Genomic DNA, 14,327 nt, shown 5'->3' with positions numbered 1-14,327 from the left:
ATGACGTCAAATTAGGACAGAGGGGAGAGAATGCTATTGTCTATGTTAAAAAAAGCGGTTGTTCAAACTGCTGCGCTGTTCGTACTTGCTTCGGCAGGAACCGCCTACGCGTATGATGTTTCTTTAAAACCGTTTACGGATGTAAGTAATGCGGATTGGTTTCAAAATGAGGTCTACTCGTTATCGGCGATCGGTATTATTGACGGCTATTCGGATTTGACGTATAAACCGGATGGAACGCTAACGCGGGAGGCTTTCATTAAATTGCTGATGAATGCCAACCGGGAGGAGGCTGCTTCTGGCTCCGGTATGGCGGGCGCTCCAGTAGATGTTGAACAAGGCCGATGGTCATACCCATTCGTATCTGCGGCATATGAGCGGAAATGGCTTGATTTTATGCTGGATTCGCAGGGCAAGTTTCACCCGGATCAATCGATAACCCGAGAAGAGGTGGCCAGCATTGTCGGTAAAGCCCTGCTCGATGCTCAGACTGCCGAGGCTCGCAACAGTTGGACACTTCAAGGCTGGCAAAACGAGAAGAACAAGAGAAACTTTGCCGATAGCGATGCCTTGAATCAAAATCTGCTGCCGTATGCCTACTATGCAGTCAATCAAGGAATCATGGAAGGCGATCAACTTGGTTTTCACCCCAAGCAATCCCTGACACGCAAAGAAGCGGCCGCCATCATTTATCGTGTGATTCAGACAGAAGTAGACACTCGTGAATTAGATACGGTAGGTTTTTATGCGATTAATTCTTACCCTGCCATCAACCACATGCCGCTGCTCGATCAAGTTACGTTCGGATGGTCGCATTTGAAATACGAAGCACCAGGCAACGCTCAATTGGAGACAACTACTACCGAATATCGCATTCCTTCCGGCTGGGAGGAAGTTGTTCAGACAGCGAATGCAGCCAACATTCAGAAAAATTTGATGGTTTATTACGGTGAGAAGAATCTGAAGGATTTCTTGAAGGACGAGCCCGCGCAAAAAGCGTTTATCCAATCTTTAAAAGGGGTCCTTACGGATGCCAGATATGGATTTACCGGAGTAACCATGGATTTTGAGGGGCTAATGGATGCAACCAGCGCACCTGACTATAGCCAATTTCTGAAAGCGTTGAAAGCGGCAATCCCATCCTATCCATTAACGGTGGCGGTTCAACCTGATTATTACTATAAAGGTTATGATCTAAAAGAAATTAATGCCTTAGCGGATACGGTTGTTCTCATGGCGTATGATTTTACGCATAATGATAGTAAACTTCCTTCTGCTCCACTTCCCTTGGTGAACGATGCGGTGAAACGCACATTAGCGTTTGTTCCCAAAGAAAAGCTGGTGCTTGGGATATCTAAGCAGGCGAATCAATGGATTACAGCAAACGGAGTTGCTGAACTGTACAATCCGGAGATTGAAGCTGTTGAGAAGAGGCTTACATCACCTGGAGTTAGTCAATCGATGAGCCTGCCTTATTTTCTGAGGGAGATCTCTTTCCAAGATGATCGTGGCAGCCACGATATTTACTATGAAGATACGGCCAGTGTGGATAAAAAGGTATGGCTTGCGAAGTATTATGGGTTAAAAGGTATTTCTTTATGGTACATGGGCAATTATACCGAGTCGGATTGGGCATTATTCCATTCAAAATAAGATTAGAGGCTGTCTGGAAAGGTCAGGAATGATCTTCCAAGACGGCCTTTTTAATTTTCGTACGGGAGACAGGGAAAACCTAAAAAAAACCCGACTTCCCCTAAAGGAACCCTATATGAGGTTCGCGCGGATTCGTATACGATTAAAACAGAAACCGATGGAAGCGGTTACATCAGGATGCATGCCAACATTTATGAGCCGGATGTTCTACGAATCTGGGTTGAACAGAAAGCGCTTGGCGCTTTCGTTTTATCATAACATGTAAAGGAATGAGGGGTACGATGAGAAGGTCAAAATGGATGGCATGTACGATGGCTTTTGCACTAACGACTGGATTGGTTGGTTGCAGCTCCAATACAGATAAGCCGGCGCCTGCAGCATCTGCGGTTTCACCTGCAACGGCGAGCACAGCACCTGTTGTGCCGCAAGGACCTACGAAATTCAGCATTTCCTTGCGAACATTGAATTTTGATTATGTAGAAAAAGCAGCGAATTTGAACGAGGACAAATGGGTGAAAGAGCTAGAGAAGAAAACGAATACAGACCTGGATATCCGTTTAGTGCCGCATGCAGATTTTGAGAAGAAGATGGTTCAGATGTTTGCAACAGGCGACATTCCAGACGTCGTGCAAGCGGGAGCCAGTACGAGTGGTAAAGAGCTTGCAGGTTCTGTTCAAGCCGGCGTTTTCCTTGAATTGAATGACCTTATCAAGCAGTACGCGCCGAATTTGTTGAAGACGATTCCGCAAGCGGCATGGGACGAAGTTACGCTGAACGGCAAAATATATGCGATTCCGGAATATATTTCCCAGCCTTCCCGCAGAGCGACTTGGGTACGCGAAGATTTGATGCAGAAAGCCGGGATCACGAAGGATCCGAAAACGGTTGATGAATACCTGGAAATGCTGCGCGCTTTTAAGAAAATAGGTGTAGAGCATCCGTTCATGGGACGTCAAGATTTTAAATATGCGGATATTTTCTTTGGCGCTTACGATGTTTACCCGTACCTCAGCCAATTTGAAGTCGTTAACGGGAACGTACAGCCGAAATTTTTTGATTCAGAAAATATGCAAAAGGCATTGCAAACGTACAAAACAATGTTTGACGAAGGGTTGATACATAAAGAATTTGCAACGATTAATCCAACCAATTTCAAAAACATTATTTTATCAGGGAAAGCCGGCATGTGGGAAATGAACGCGCAGGAGCTGCTGCAGTGGCAAACGCAATTAAAGCAAGCAGTGCCTGATGCAAAAATTAAAATCATTCCTTCTCCGGTCGGACCTGACGGAAAAGGCGGCGGATATTTATACTCATCCGGTGCACGTTCCTATTTAATCAACGCAAAGACAGCAAAGGATAAAATTCCAGGCATTCTTAAGTTCTTCGAATGGCAAACATCGGAAGAGGCTGACAAGTGGTTCGATCTGACGCTGCCGACAGAACCAAAGACGGATGCAGAGGTATCCGAACAACGTTATCTAAGCGGTTTTCTCCATATGGTCAAGGACGATGCGTTCCGCAAACAAATTTTGAGCACTACGCAGGATGGGAAGGATCTGCTCAAAACGTTTGAAACCGTCTTGCCGAATGAAGGGCGTGGCGGCTTGGAATTTGATCCGATTTTGGAAGCTATGCAGAAAAATCCGGACATTGCGCCATTATCCGATACGGCGCCTGCTGTACTGCTCACACATATGGTTAAAATGGTGTATGGCAAAGAACCGATCAGCGATTGGCCGAAGGTTATCGAAGAGTGGAAGTCCAAAGGCGGGAACGATGCGTTGAAGGCTGCGAATGAGCTCTACCAGAAGAGAAGCGGCATTAAACTTAGAGGTCCGGAAGCTCAGAAGTGGAAGTAAGTTAACTGAATAAAGGCTGGGCTAGAGGTCTGCGAAGACATTCTAGTCCAGCCTTTTGTTGCGTCTAGGCGGTGGCGGTCCAGTGTGGCGGCCGATCGAGTGATTTCGGAAGCTTGGTATGCGAATCACCCTTGGCGGCATTGATCTGGAACTGTGTGAGAAAGAGGCTTCCCGTCAAGTCAGCGCCACTTAAATCGGCGTCCCGGAAATCAGCCCCAATGAGATCCGCTGATCGCAAATCTGCCTCTCTCAGGTCGGCAGCGATCAGATAGGCGCCCCGCAAATGCGCGCCTCTAAGATCAGCGCCTCGGAGATTCGCGCCAATGAGATCCGCACCACGTCCGTAGCTCTTTTGACGCCCACGGGAACCTTTCGGCTGACGCTGAACACTTGCTCTTACGAGCTCGCTCGTCTGCAGGAGCAAGACATTCACATTGGCACGATGTGCCGCAATGTCAAGTATCAAGAGCGCTTCAGCACCAAGGGATGTGAGTCGGTTCGTCTCATCCCGTAGGGAGCGAAGCGCTTCATGGATCCATCGCGTCTGCTCAAGCTCAAGCGCTTCGGTCAAATACCAGAGCAGCTCATGCAGCTGCCTCATGATAGGAAACACCTCAAACATATGTCTCGCTGTTTCCGGAGCTTTCACCCAGTCCTTACCGCTGTAAGTCACTTGAGCGACTTGTTGACCAGCGCCAAAGCAATCATATACGGTGCATCCGCGATAACCGATCTTTCTTAGATCCTGGTGTACGCCACAGCGAAAGTGATCTCCCAGGTTATGGCAGCGTTGTCCGGCCTGTTTGTCAACCGCGAAGTCGACGGAGGCGGAGAAGGGCAGCGCTACACAGCATAGACCAAAGCAATTTGCACAATCCGCCCGTAGAAGGCCATAATTATCGTTGGAAACTGCTGTAGATTCGTGAGGTTCTGGCAAAGGTTGTCCTCCTTGCATGCTAAGACATTTCAGATATTTCCAATATAAAATTCAGGACTAAGTTCGTCAACGGTATAAGATGGTTATAACTAAACTTACTCTGATTCCGTATCACTACCTGCAATCTGGGAATAATATACTTCTTAAAAGGATTGATAGTAATTATTACCATAGTGAAATGGGAGATGGCGATGCATAAGCTTATGCGAAAAGACAGAGGAAACGATCTTTTTGAACTGGCGCTGTATGTGCTTGCGGCCGTGTGTTTTGTATATTTTCTGATAAAAGGGATTTCGCCGAAAATGTGGCAGGCCGTCTTGATCGCAGTGGTACTGCTGTTGATCAGAGGGATTGTCAAGCTGACCAAGAGCACGATGTTTCCGGCGCTTAGGTTCTGTGTGTTGCTGTTCATATTTATAACGATGTTTTTGGCAAATGAATTCGGATTTTATAGTGTCATTCCCTATTTGGATAAAGTTGAGCATCTCTTTTCAGGTGTCATCCTTTGTTTTGTGGGCTTACTTATATATGGGAAAGCAAGCGATTTAGAGAACAAATCCGTCACGCCAAACGCAAAGGTCGCGATATGGCTAAGCCTCTTTTTTTCCGTAGCGATGGCAGGGGTTTGGGAAATTTATGAGTTCACGACGGATCATTGGTTCGGATTGAATTCACAAAACGGCAGCTTGGTGGATACGATGACAGATATTATTTGCGGAACGATTGGCGCGGTGCTGACCAGCCTTTATTTAGTCATTCAGGCAAAGCGGAGGAAAATGCCCTTAATTGACGAAGTTACTACGCAGCGATAAAAGTAACAGGTCAGGAACAGGGAGGAACGCATGAGAAAAGTAATTATGTTTAACAGAGTATCTATAGACGGCTTTTATAAGGGGCTAAATGGGGAAATCGATTGGTTTATCCATGATCCTGAAGTCGACAAAGCCGCGCATGAGATGATGAATCCGGATACGATTTTTTTCGGTAGAGTGACCTACCGGATGTTTGAAGGTTATTGGCCCCAAGTTGCCAATAATCCGAGTGCACCAGCAGGGGCTCGGGCGATGGCGAATGAATTAAACGAGATGACCAAAATCGTATTTTCTTCAACGATGGAACGTGCAAGCTGGGAGAATTCCAGGTTAGTGAATGGGGATATCGCCAAATTCGTTCAAGAGATCAAGCAAGAAGATGGAGCGGACATCGTTATTTTTGGAAGTGGATCGATTGTACAGCAGTTATCTCATGAGGAACTCATTGATGAATATTTATTTGTAGTCACTCCGGTCATTCTAGGTTCGGGAAAATCATTATTTCATGATGCGAGTGGAAGTCAAACCTTGAAATTGAAAGAAACGAGGAGCTTTGGCTCAGGAAACGTTTTACTTCATTACGAGAAGTAGAAGAAGACAACAAAGCAAGAGGAGTCTGCTTACGGGCAGCTCCTCTTTTTTTCAATCGGTAGAACCAAGATATGCTGGAGACCGTTTCGGCCCATTTTCGTGCGGCCATCATCTCTAAAGCCTGCTTTTAAATAAGCTTGTCGTGCGGGAAGATTGTTCAAATTTACAGCTAGTACAATTTCTTCTGCTTCGGGGAAATGATGCTGGGTAAATGCTTTCAGCTGCAGGAGCGCTGCTTTGGCATGACCATTCCCCTGATCTGCATGATTAATTGAAAAAGCGCGAAACACAAGGGAATTCGAATGATCCGTATAGTCAAATCGTTCTTCTCCGTCATACAGAATAAAAAATCCAACGGGCGTTTCATTTGAAACGATAACAACAGGAAAACGGTGTTTATCTTCCAAGGCGATTTGAAGCATCTCTTTTGGCATGCCTGTGAACTGTTTTTGATCTTCTGGCAAGTAGAACGATTCCAAAGCGGCTTTATGTTCCCATGAAAAAAGAGAAAAGTATAGCCTGATAAAGTCCCCTTTTCATCAAAAAAATAATTTCGTGCCCTCCCCAGGTTTCTGTACTTTTCACTAGAAGAGTCAGATATGTATTATCAGTAGGTAAAAAGGAGGGGGATCCATGCTAGAGGAATACGAGTTTATTTTAAGTTTGAAATTGCTGGAGTTTGAAATTAGGCAAATAACAGCGTATACCAGCGCTTTTCCGAAGTGTTACACGATGTTGAAAAATAAACTAGATGACTTGTGTGATTTTATATATAAAGAGGAAAATGTTCAAAACTGGCCTTTATGGCAGTCTAATACTGAAGTGCAGGAACTATCGCGAAATGTGAGGGAAACGTCCATTCGTGCTTTGCGTGTTTTGGAGAAATATCAAGCAGGACATGGGGAAAAGGATGAAATTCAGCAAAGCAAGTATATGGATTCATTACTGGATTCCGTTCGTTCCGAACTAGCATGTTTACAGATTGATCAACATAGCAAAGTGTTGTTTATCGGCTCAGGAGCTTTCCCTGTCTCTGTGCTAACCATTGCCCAAATGTCAGGAGCAGAAGTGTTAGGACAAGATTTAGACGAGGAAGCGGTAGAACTTTCTAAGCAAGCAGCAGCAATGAGCGACTGGGTAAACCGTGTAACTTTCACCCACCAACCATTGAAAGAGTTGGCCTTTGCCCAAGAGGCTACGCATATTATTGTGGCCTCACATGTGGCCGATAAGCAGGAGGTTCTTGAGGATTTGAGACAAATAGCAAGCAGTCGTGTGAAAATTTTGATGCGATACGGCAATGGGTTAAAATCGCTGTTTAATTATACGTGGCCGGAGGGGAATTACTTGCCGGGGTGGACACAAAGTCGTGTAAGTACGGCATCACAGCTGTATGACATGGTCATTTTGGAGAAAGCGATGCAAATGAAAAGCGTTTGAAGCGGGACCTTCCTATTGAATAGGGAGGTTTTTATTTTGCCATTTGGAGAACTCAATTTTCCTTCCACATCAACCTGAATATTCCAACAATATTAAGCGCATAACAATAAGTAAAAAGTGTGTGATTAAGGAGAGTTTGGCATGAAGAAGGAGATTCCGAGGGAGCTAAGTGTCGAGAAAGAAGCCTATCAGACCGCTGTCTCGGCCGAACTTTCCGGGAACTTGCAAGTATTGCGAACCTACTTTACAGATTGTGCGGATGTTTTGTTCACTCATTTTCACACTCACAACGGGTTGAACGCCTGTATGCTGTATCTCCGCGGCGCTGTGGATGTGGAGCTTCTGGATGGAAACGTGCTTACCCCGCTAAAGAACTCGAAGATAGACTCTGCAAACTCGATCGAAACTTACAAAGATTATGTCAATGTGTCTGATGTCTATGAGATCCAAACTATTGGTGAAGTTCTCCACGATGTTCTGGGAGGCAGATCCGTTGTCTTCATTGATACCGTACAAGGCGCTCTAACCATTGGACTTATGAAGTACGATACACGTGCTGTTGAAGAGCCGCTAGCCGAATCTGTTGTGCGTGGTTCAAGAGAAGGTTTTATCGAATCGACAACCGTCAATACCTCATTAATTCGGAAAAGATTAAAGACGCCGGCTTTAAAGTTCATCACCTTCACGGTGGGGACTTATTCTAAAACGGAAGTCACCATGGCTTATATCCATGGGATCGCAAAGCCTGATATTATCAACAAGGTTTCAGAGCGAATAGAGCAGATCGATATTGACGGTGTGCTTGAGAGCGGATACATCGAGGAACTGATCGAGGGTAATACGTATTCGCCTTTTCCACAAATACAAGCAACAGAACGCCCCGATGTGGCTGCAGCCAGCTTACTGGAAGGACGTATTCTTATTTTGACCGAAAATACGCCTATCGTGCTGATCGTCCCAGCAACATTCTGGTCCATGATGCAATCACCTGAGGATTATTATCAGCGATATTTAATCGGGACGTTAATTCGCTGGCTCCGTTACACGTTTTTCCTCATCGCCATGCTCGCTCCTGCTGTGTATGTGGCGGTTCTAACCTTCCATCAAGAAATGGTGCCGACGACGCTGCTTCTGCGCGTGGCCAAATCGCGGGAAGAGATCCCGTTCCCGGCCTTGGTGGAAGCGCTCATCATGGAAATTACGTTTGAAGCGCTGCGTGAAGCGGGTATTCGACTTCCAAGGCAAGTCGGCTCAGCCGTCAGTATCGTTGGCGCGCTTGTCATTGGCCAGGCGGCTATACAAGCCGGTCTTGTTTCGGCGCCAATGGTCATGGTCGTTGCGATTACCGGGATATCTTCTTTTATGATGCCTCAGTACTCAGCAAGCATTGCTCTTCGAATCCTGCGATTTCCCATTATGATTTTGTCAGGAATGATGGGGTTATTTGGCCTAATTCTGGGGCTGTTGTTAGTCATTAGCCATCTTTGTATACTTCGTTCATTTGGAGTTCCCTACATGGCTCCTTTAGCTCCAATTTCCCTAAGCGGTATTAAAGATGTGCTTTTCAGAGCCCCTATCAATAAATTGAAGACGCGACCGTTGTTCTACAGTGAAGGCAATATCAAAAGGCAAGGCGATAAGCCGGATAGGAAGAAATGATGCAGGATTGATGGAGGGGAAGAGAATTGAGGCATTGGATTGGCTTCCCAGTACTTATACTAGTGCTGCTTATGACAACAGGCTGCTGGGATCGTGTGGAGGTCAATGACATGGCCTTGATTATCTCCGCAGGAGTAGACTCGAAAGATGAAGATGAAATTGAAATGACCGTTCAAGTCTTTATTCCGAATCCAGCTTCAGGAGGTAGTGAGGGGAATGGCGGGGGGCAGGGAAATGTATACACCATGTCTTCGGTGGGCAATTCCATGGCGGATGCTCTAAGTGAGTTGCAAAAGAAACTGCCTCGTTTTTTTTCTTGGGGGCATGCGAAAGCCTTCTTTTTTGGGGAAGAATTGGCAAGACAGGGCTTGAGTGACGAGTTTGATTTCTTATTCAGAGATATCCAGACACGGGAGCAATCCAACTTCTTTATCTGCAAAGGAAGCGCCAGGCAGCTGTTGGAGTCGCAAGTGGATCCCAATACCTATGAAACCTTAATTAAACTTTCTCAGAAGCCAGTCAACCATTCTTCTACCATGCACGAAGTAGAGGAACTGTTAAGCGCTGAATCGCAGTCCTTTCTTTTACCGGTAGTTGCGCCTGCCACCTTAATTACAAACAAGGCTAAAAAGCAGATTCTAACTGTCGAAGGGATGTCCGTCATCCACAAACAGAAACTAAAAGGTTTTCTAAGCCCGGAAGACATCATGGGAATTCGCTTATTAAGACCAAAAGATCTTGGACGAAATATAACCATGACTCAGAAATTGGACGGCGGTAATATTGTTCTCAAGATCATGCATACGAAAATTCGACTGTACCCTTCGATTGAAAACGGCGTTTGGAAAATGAGAGTGAAGTTATCGTTGGATGGAAATGTCGTTCAAAACTCAAGCTCAATAAATATTACAAAAGGCACCGATGCCATGAGACGCATTGAGGAACCTTTTAATCAATCAATGAAAGAAATTATGGTACATACCCTGCATCGTTTGCAAACGGAGCAAAAAGCGGATGTTGTAGGATTTGCGAGAGCCTTTCACAAAAAATATCCACTTATATGGCGAGACAAGAAGGACGAGTGGATTTCCATCTTCCAAACCATGGAAATGGAAGTGGAAGTTGATAGCTCTATACAGGGGCCAGGAGTAGCCAATATTCCTGTGTATCGGAGAAGAGGTGAGGTTAATGATGAGTGACATGGTTTTAACGACCCGCCAAATATTCTGGATGATGGTAAGCACGCAAGTCATCATGACCATTCTGTTGACAACCGCGCCAGCGATTCAATTGGCCAATCAGGATGCCTGGATGTCCTTGATTGTTTCTACCGCGGTAGCGGTAGGAATCGCGTATATTTGCGGGAAGCTGGCTTCCATTTTTCCTGATAAAACGCTCATTGAATTTAACCGGATTTTGCTTGGAAAATGGTTTGGCGGTGTGATTTCGGTGATGTATTTGCTGGTCTGGATCGTCATTCTTACCGTCATATTAAAACAATTCAGCTTGTTTATTACTGGGACCATCATGCCCAGAACGCCGGTTTTTTTAATCCAAATTCCCATGTTTCTCGTTGTGATTTATCCGACAGTGCATGGTGTTGGCGTGATTGCCCGAATTTGTGAACTGACGGGACCGATCATTTTAATTGGCGTTATAGGTCCTATGTTTTTGGCCATTAATCAACTGGACTGGGATCGACTGCTGCCAATTTACATCGATAACGGTTTGCTGGCGTTAATGAAAGGTTCGCTGCCAGCGGCCGCCTTTTTGGGCGATTGCATCATGCTGCTCATGTTGATTGCCTTTGTTGTGCAGAAGAAGCAGATTGTCCGCCACGCAGTAGGAGGCGTCATGCTTTCCGGCGTCGTAACATTAATATCCGTTATTTTTAGCATCTTAATGTTTGGACACAACGTTTCCGCGAATTACACGTATCCAATGCTCATGATCGTTCGATCGATTTCCATCGGCGGTATCATCGAAAACCTGGATGCCATAGTTGTAACGATTTGGATCATGAGTGTGTTTACTAAATTATCGCTCTATCTATTTGTATCAAGCTACGGCACCTCACAGCTTTTTGGTTTGAAAGACTGGAGAAAAATGACATGGGTGATATCGGCAATCGTCATGTTAGCCACATTTATACCCGTTAACTATGAGGAGATATCCGTCATTTTTCCCTTAAAAGTGGCTGCTCCTTATATATTCCCGATTTTCATGGTGGCAGGTCCGCTTCTGCTGCTTTTACTGGCACTTGTCAAACGGAAGAAGCTCCGCATGCAGCCGAACGCTTAACTGAACATAAAAGGACCGTCAGGAAGCTCGTTCTTCTTTGACGGTCTTTTTATGGAGAACTATATTGACACTCGATATATCATGGTTTATTATATCGATATACGATACATTGTGTTTCGATATAACAGAAGGCGATATAAATACGGATTGAATGGAGGTGAGAACCACATGGAGCTTTCCAAAGATCTGCTGCCATTGACGGAAGCATTTTACTATATTTTAGTGACTTTATATCCCCGTGCGGCACATGGTTACGCGATGATGCAGGATGTGGAAAAGATGAGCGCAGGTAGGGTACGCATAGGCGCAGGCACTTTATACACTGCATTAAATACGCTGCAGAAAAAAGGGTTAATTGAGAATGCGCCTGAGGCAGATGTTGGTGCAGATTCACGTCGCAAACTGTACGCGATAACCGAGCTGGGCAGGAATGTATTAAAAGCTGAGATGGAACGTATGGAAGAACTGCTGTCGAATGCAAGATCAGCCATCGCAAATGTAGAGTAGGAGAGAGGGCGTGCTAATGATGACCAATACGCTAAGTAACCAATTCGAATATCGGACTAGATTTTCATTTGTATGGAATTATGAGAAGGATGAATCGTGGTTCACTTCTTTGTCTGCACAAGGCCTACACCTGGTCAAACCGGGAGTATTCCGCAATCGTTTTGAGAAAAATAGCGCGGTTCGCTATGTCTATCGCATGGATTACCAAAAAATCAGCGGCAAAAATAATTTCGATGAATATAAGGCTCTTTTTGAAGATTTAGGTTGGGAGCACGTAGATTCTCTTTTTGGCTGGCATTATTTCAGAAAGCCGTTTCGTGAAGGCGAATCGTATGATATTTATACGGACCGCTTATCGTTAAAGCTGTTATTCAAAAGAGTGCAACTCACTCTAAGCGTTGTAGCACTAGCCAATTTGGCGCTGTTATTCATGAATACCCCTAAATTGTTCTCCGAATCACGCACACAACTCATCGGAAACACACTTACTTTCTTGGTTCCCATTGAATTCATATGTGTTTGTTTGCTAGCCTACGGCTGTTTGCGATTTCAACAAAAAATCAAGAAACTTGATGAAAACTAATGATCAATAAGGAGCGATTATGGCCTTGCTTGCCTATGTGAAAAAAGTGTATGCCGCTTGGATCGATTATCCGTTGCAAGAGGGAGCATTGCTTCAAGCTAAGTATCGTATCCTGCGATTTCTCGGCATGGGAAGTTATGGGTTAACCTACTTGTGCCAGGACATCAGGACTGGTGGAGAACTCGTCATTAAGCAAGCGAAGCCAAGTAAAGGGAAGTTGGGGCGTGATCTGTTGCAAAAAGAGATCGAAATCATGCAGCAGCTGCAACATCCGTCCATACCAAGATGTCTGGCATTCTTCGAGAAAAATAAACAGATGTTCATGCTCATGGATTATGTGAAAGGGCAAACGGTTGAGGATTTAATTTTTGAAAGAGGCGCGAAGTTTTCAGAAAAAGAAGCCTTAAGCCTGATTTGCAAGCTAATGCCAGTGGTGTTCTACCTGCATGTGCAAGGTTTTGTCCATCGCGATATTCGGATTCCTAATGTTATTTTGCAAGGGGATCGAATCTATTTAATTGATTTTGGTTTAGCTTCGCGAATCGGGGAACCAAATGAGTACGTAGAAGGGGAAGCGCTGCAGAGGCGGCGGGCGACTAAAGTGACGTCCGATCTGTATTCAATCGGTCACTTTTTGCTTTTCATGTTGTATTCAACCTTTGAGACGTCGGAAGGGCATGAGGAAAGCGCCAAAGGCTGGGAAGAGGAGCTTGATCTCTCACCGGCGACGAACCGTATGATTCGCAAGCTGCTTCAGATAGAGCCTGCTTATACGAGTACGCAAGCATTCATTGATGAACTGAATACAATCCTGCAGCAGCCATAATTCGTTCATCCTAAAAGCAAACAAAAAAGCCACTTTCGCGGCTTATGGTTAACTTGAACTATGTTGTCTGTTTCGATAATAACCATGACCTTGCTGCCCGTGACCATTACCGTAATACCGATCAGATGAAGAATGACGACGACCATAGTGAACTCGATGACTGCTATTGTGACGATAACCTCGGTGTTTGGAGTGGAAGATGGAGCCTAATAGCTTTTTTAGCAAATATTTTATCATTTGTCAGGAAGCCTCCAATCGTTTTAATTTTTAATACGAATGGAGACTCCATTAGTTTCAATCGGCTCGGGAGCTACTCAATGTTTTGTTTGTCTAATTCGTTTAAACGCTCAAGAATTCTACGCTTACGGTACAGCATTTTTGCGGATTCGCCTACATCTTTAAGCGTGCCTCGATTGATCCATGCACCGAACAGGATGCCGGCAACAGGAATCAACTGGAACAGTTTCTTCCAACCCCAATTGTCACGATAGGTAGCAAAAACTTCCCGCCACCCTTGCAGCTGCGAAATCATCTGCGCGTCTGCTTGATCATTTGCTGCATAGTCGCTGAGCTCATCAAGAATTGCTTTCTTGCCAACGATATCCGCAGAAGAGAATTGCATACATTTAATCGTGAAGATGCGTTCCTGCTTGATTTTGGGATCATAGCCGTAACAGATGGCCAGCTCTTGAATGGTTTTCAGAGACAGGCCGAGAACGGCCGGAACATCGATGGCGAGTGTCAGAATGCCGCCTATTCCCGTCGTTGCACCTTGGAGCGTTGCTAACTTCGTCCGATTGTGAATGATCTCATCTGCTGCTTGATCCAAGATGCGAAGGGGAAGTGTCTCCACGTCTTCTATAGCAGCTATCTGTGTATGGACCCGATGATGACCTTCACTTCGGTGACGCACTTCTTCGATATGGCGCAATGTCCCGGCTTCAGAGATGAGATACCGGCCACCCGCTTGCAAATAATTCCCTAGTTCATTTAAAGCCTCGCTAATCTTCTTGTTCAATATTTTAGGTGTCAACCGGTCCAACAATTGAAAAGGCAGACGCCCGATTTTCTCCCAAAACCATAAATCCTTCTGTTCAGACTCCCAAGCTTTAACGATGTTCAACTCTTTCAGCAATTGTTCCCTTGATTCCATCAT

14 protein-coding genes are annotated in these 14,327 nt (G+C 45.1%); 11 read left to right on the top strand and 3 right to left on the bottom strand.

The features are described 5' to 3' along the window. Positions 1-30: 30 nt before the first annotated feature. The gene (locus GON05_RS37030; protein WP_246239748.1) at positions 31-1,653 is read left to right on the top strand and encodes a glycosyl hydrolase family 18 protein; all 1,623 of its coding nucleotides are present in this window, start codon (positions 31-33) and stop codon (positions 1,651-1,653) included. Positions 1,654-1,934: 281 nt separating this feature from the next. Then, on the top strand, positions 1,935-3,515 hold the full coding sequence (locus tag GON05_RS37025) for an extracellular solute-binding protein (protein WP_246239747.1): 1,581 nt from the start codon (positions 1,935-1,937) through the stop codon (positions 3,513-3,515). A 64-nt stretch (positions 3,516-3,579) separates the two neighbouring features. Here the strand turns inward: GON05_RS37025 and GON05_RS37020 are convergent, their stop codons facing one another. Further along, positions 3,580-4,452, bottom strand: coding sequence for a pentapeptide repeat-containing protein (locus GON05_RS37020; RefSeq protein WP_157326468.1), 873 nt, complete (start codon positions 4,450-4,452; stop codon positions 3,580-3,582). Between the two features lie 185 nt (positions 4,453-4,637). Here GON05_RS37020 and GON05_RS37015 point away from each other — a divergent pair, with 185 nt between their 5' ends. Further along, positions 4,638-5,264 (top strand): DUF2238 domain-containing protein, encoded by a 627-nt coding sequence (locus tag GON05_RS37015; protein WP_221435302.1) that lies wholly within the window; start codon positions 4,638-4,640, stop codon positions 5,262-5,264. Positions 5,265-5,294: 30 nt separating this feature from the next. Further along, positions 5,295-5,855, top strand: coding sequence for a dihydrofolate reductase family protein (locus tag GON05_RS37010; RefSeq protein WP_157326466.1), 561 nt, complete (start codon positions 5,295-5,297; stop codon positions 5,853-5,855). A 29-nt stretch (positions 5,856-5,884) separates the two neighbouring features. Here the strand turns inward: GON05_RS37010 and GON05_RS37005 are convergent, their stop codons facing one another. Then, on the bottom strand, positions 5,885-6,319 hold the full coding sequence (locus GON05_RS37005; protein WP_246239745.1) for a GNAT family N-acetyltransferase: 435 nt from the start codon (positions 6,317-6,319) through the stop codon (positions 5,885-5,887). A gap of 169 nt (positions 6,320-6,488) precedes the next feature. Here GON05_RS37005 and GON05_RS37000 point away from each other — a divergent pair, with 169 nt between their 5' ends. From GON05_RS37000 to GON05_RS36970, 7 genes are all read left to right on the top strand, one after another. Then, the gene (locus GON05_RS37000) at positions 6,489-7,295 is read left to right on the top strand and encodes a class I SAM-dependent methyltransferase (RefSeq protein WP_157326465.1); all 807 of its coding nucleotides are present in this window, start codon (positions 6,489-6,491) and stop codon (positions 7,293-7,295) included. Positions 7,296-7,436: 141 nt separating this feature from the next. Beyond that, positions 7,437-8,954 (top strand): spore germination protein, encoded by a 1,518-nt coding sequence (locus tag GON05_RS36995; RefSeq protein WP_157326464.1) that lies wholly within the window; start codon positions 7,437-7,439, stop codon positions 8,952-8,954. 26 nt (positions 8,955-8,980) lie between these two features. Beyond that, positions 8,981-10,153 carry a Ger(x)C family spore germination protein gene (locus GON05_RS36990; RefSeq protein ID WP_157326463.1) on the top strand — a complete coding sequence of 391 codons (1,173 nt, stop codon included), beginning with the start codon at positions 8,981-8,983 and terminating at the stop codon, positions 10,151-10,153. Beyond that, positions 10,146-11,255, top strand: a complete 1,110-nt coding sequence (locus tag GON05_RS36985) for a GerAB/ArcD/ProY family transporter (RefSeq protein ID WP_157326462.1) — start codon at positions 10,146-10,148, stop codon at positions 11,253-11,255. Before GON05_RS36990 ends, GON05_RS36985 begins: the two co-directional genes overlap by 8 nt. A gap of 168 nt (positions 11,256-11,423) precedes the next feature. Further along, positions 11,424-11,762: a PadR family transcriptional regulator gene (locus tag GON05_RS36980; protein ID WP_157326461.1), complete on the top strand. Its 339-nt coding sequence runs from the start codon at positions 11,424-11,426 to the stop codon at positions 11,760-11,762. Between the two features lie 16 nt (positions 11,763-11,778). Next, a complete protein-coding gene (locus tag GON05_RS36975) occupies positions 11,779-12,345 on the top strand; it encodes a DUF2812 domain-containing protein (RefSeq protein ID WP_157326460.1) in 567 nt (188 codons plus the stop codon). A 19-nt stretch (positions 12,346-12,364) separates the two neighbouring features. Beyond that, on the top strand, positions 12,365-13,171 hold the full coding sequence (locus GON05_RS36970) for a serine/threonine protein kinase (RefSeq protein WP_157326459.1): 807 nt from the start codon (positions 12,365-12,367) through the stop codon (positions 13,169-13,171). Positions 13,172-13,481: 310 nt separating this feature from the next. On the opposite strand, the gene GON05_RS36965 is transcribed toward GON05_RS36970, so the two are convergent. Next, entirely contained in the window at positions 13,482-14,324 is an 843-nt protein-coding gene (locus GON05_RS36965) for an EcsC family protein (protein WP_157326685.1), read from the bottom strand. Between the last annotated feature and the right edge of the window lie 3 nt (positions 14,325-14,327).

Source organism: Paenibacillus anseongensis (assembly GCF_009757995.1).
In the GTDB taxonomy this organism is placed as follows: Bacteria; Bacillota; Bacilli; order Paenibacillales; family NBRC-103111; genus Paenibacillus_E; species Paenibacillus_E chondroitinus.
This window is presented reverse-complemented; position numbering and strand designations above follow the sequence as displayed.

Excerpts from the sequence above, each read along its gene's own strand:
- GON05_RS37030 (WP_246239748.1), top strand. The coding sequence starts at position 31 with ATGCTATTGTCTATGTTAAAAAAAGCGGTTGTTCAAACTGCTGCGCTG.
- GON05_RS37025 (WP_246239747.1), top strand. The coding sequence starts at position 1,935 with ATGAGAAGGTCAAAATGGATGGCATGTACGATGGCTTTTGCACTAACG.
- GON05_RS37015 (WP_221435302.1), top strand. The coding sequence starts at position 4,638 with ATGGCGATGCATAAGCTTATGCGAAAAGACAGAGGAAACGATCTTTTT.
- GON05_RS37010 (WP_157326466.1), top strand. The coding sequence starts at position 5,295 with ATGAGAAAAGTAATTATGTTTAACAGAGTATCTATAGACGGCTTTTAT.
- GON05_RS37000 (WP_157326465.1), top strand. The coding sequence starts at position 6,489 with ATGCTAGAGGAATACGAGTTTATTTTAAGTTTGAAATTGCTGGAGTTT.
- GON05_RS36995 (WP_157326464.1), top strand. The coding sequence starts at position 7,437 with ATGAAGAAGGAGATTCCGAGGGAGCTAAGTGTCGAGAAAGAAGCCTAT.
- GON05_RS36985 (WP_157326462.1), top strand. The coding sequence starts at position 10,146 with ATGAGTGACATGGTTTTAACGACCCGCCAAATATTCTGGATGATGGTA.
- GON05_RS36980 (WP_157326461.1), top strand. The coding sequence starts at position 11,424 with ATGGAGCTTTCCAAAGATCTGCTGCCATTGACGGAAGCATTTTACTAT.
- GON05_RS36975 (WP_157326460.1), top strand. The coding sequence starts at position 11,779 with ATGATGACCAATACGCTAAGTAACCAATTCGAATATCGGACTAGATTT.
- GON05_RS36970 (WP_157326459.1), top strand. The coding sequence starts at position 12,365 with ATGGCCTTGCTTGCCTATGTGAAAAAAGTGTATGCCGCTTGGATCGAT.
- GON05_RS36965 (WP_157326685.1), bottom strand. The coding sequence starts at position 14,324 with ATGGAATCAAGGGAACAATTGCTGAAAGAGTTGAACATCGTTAAAGCT.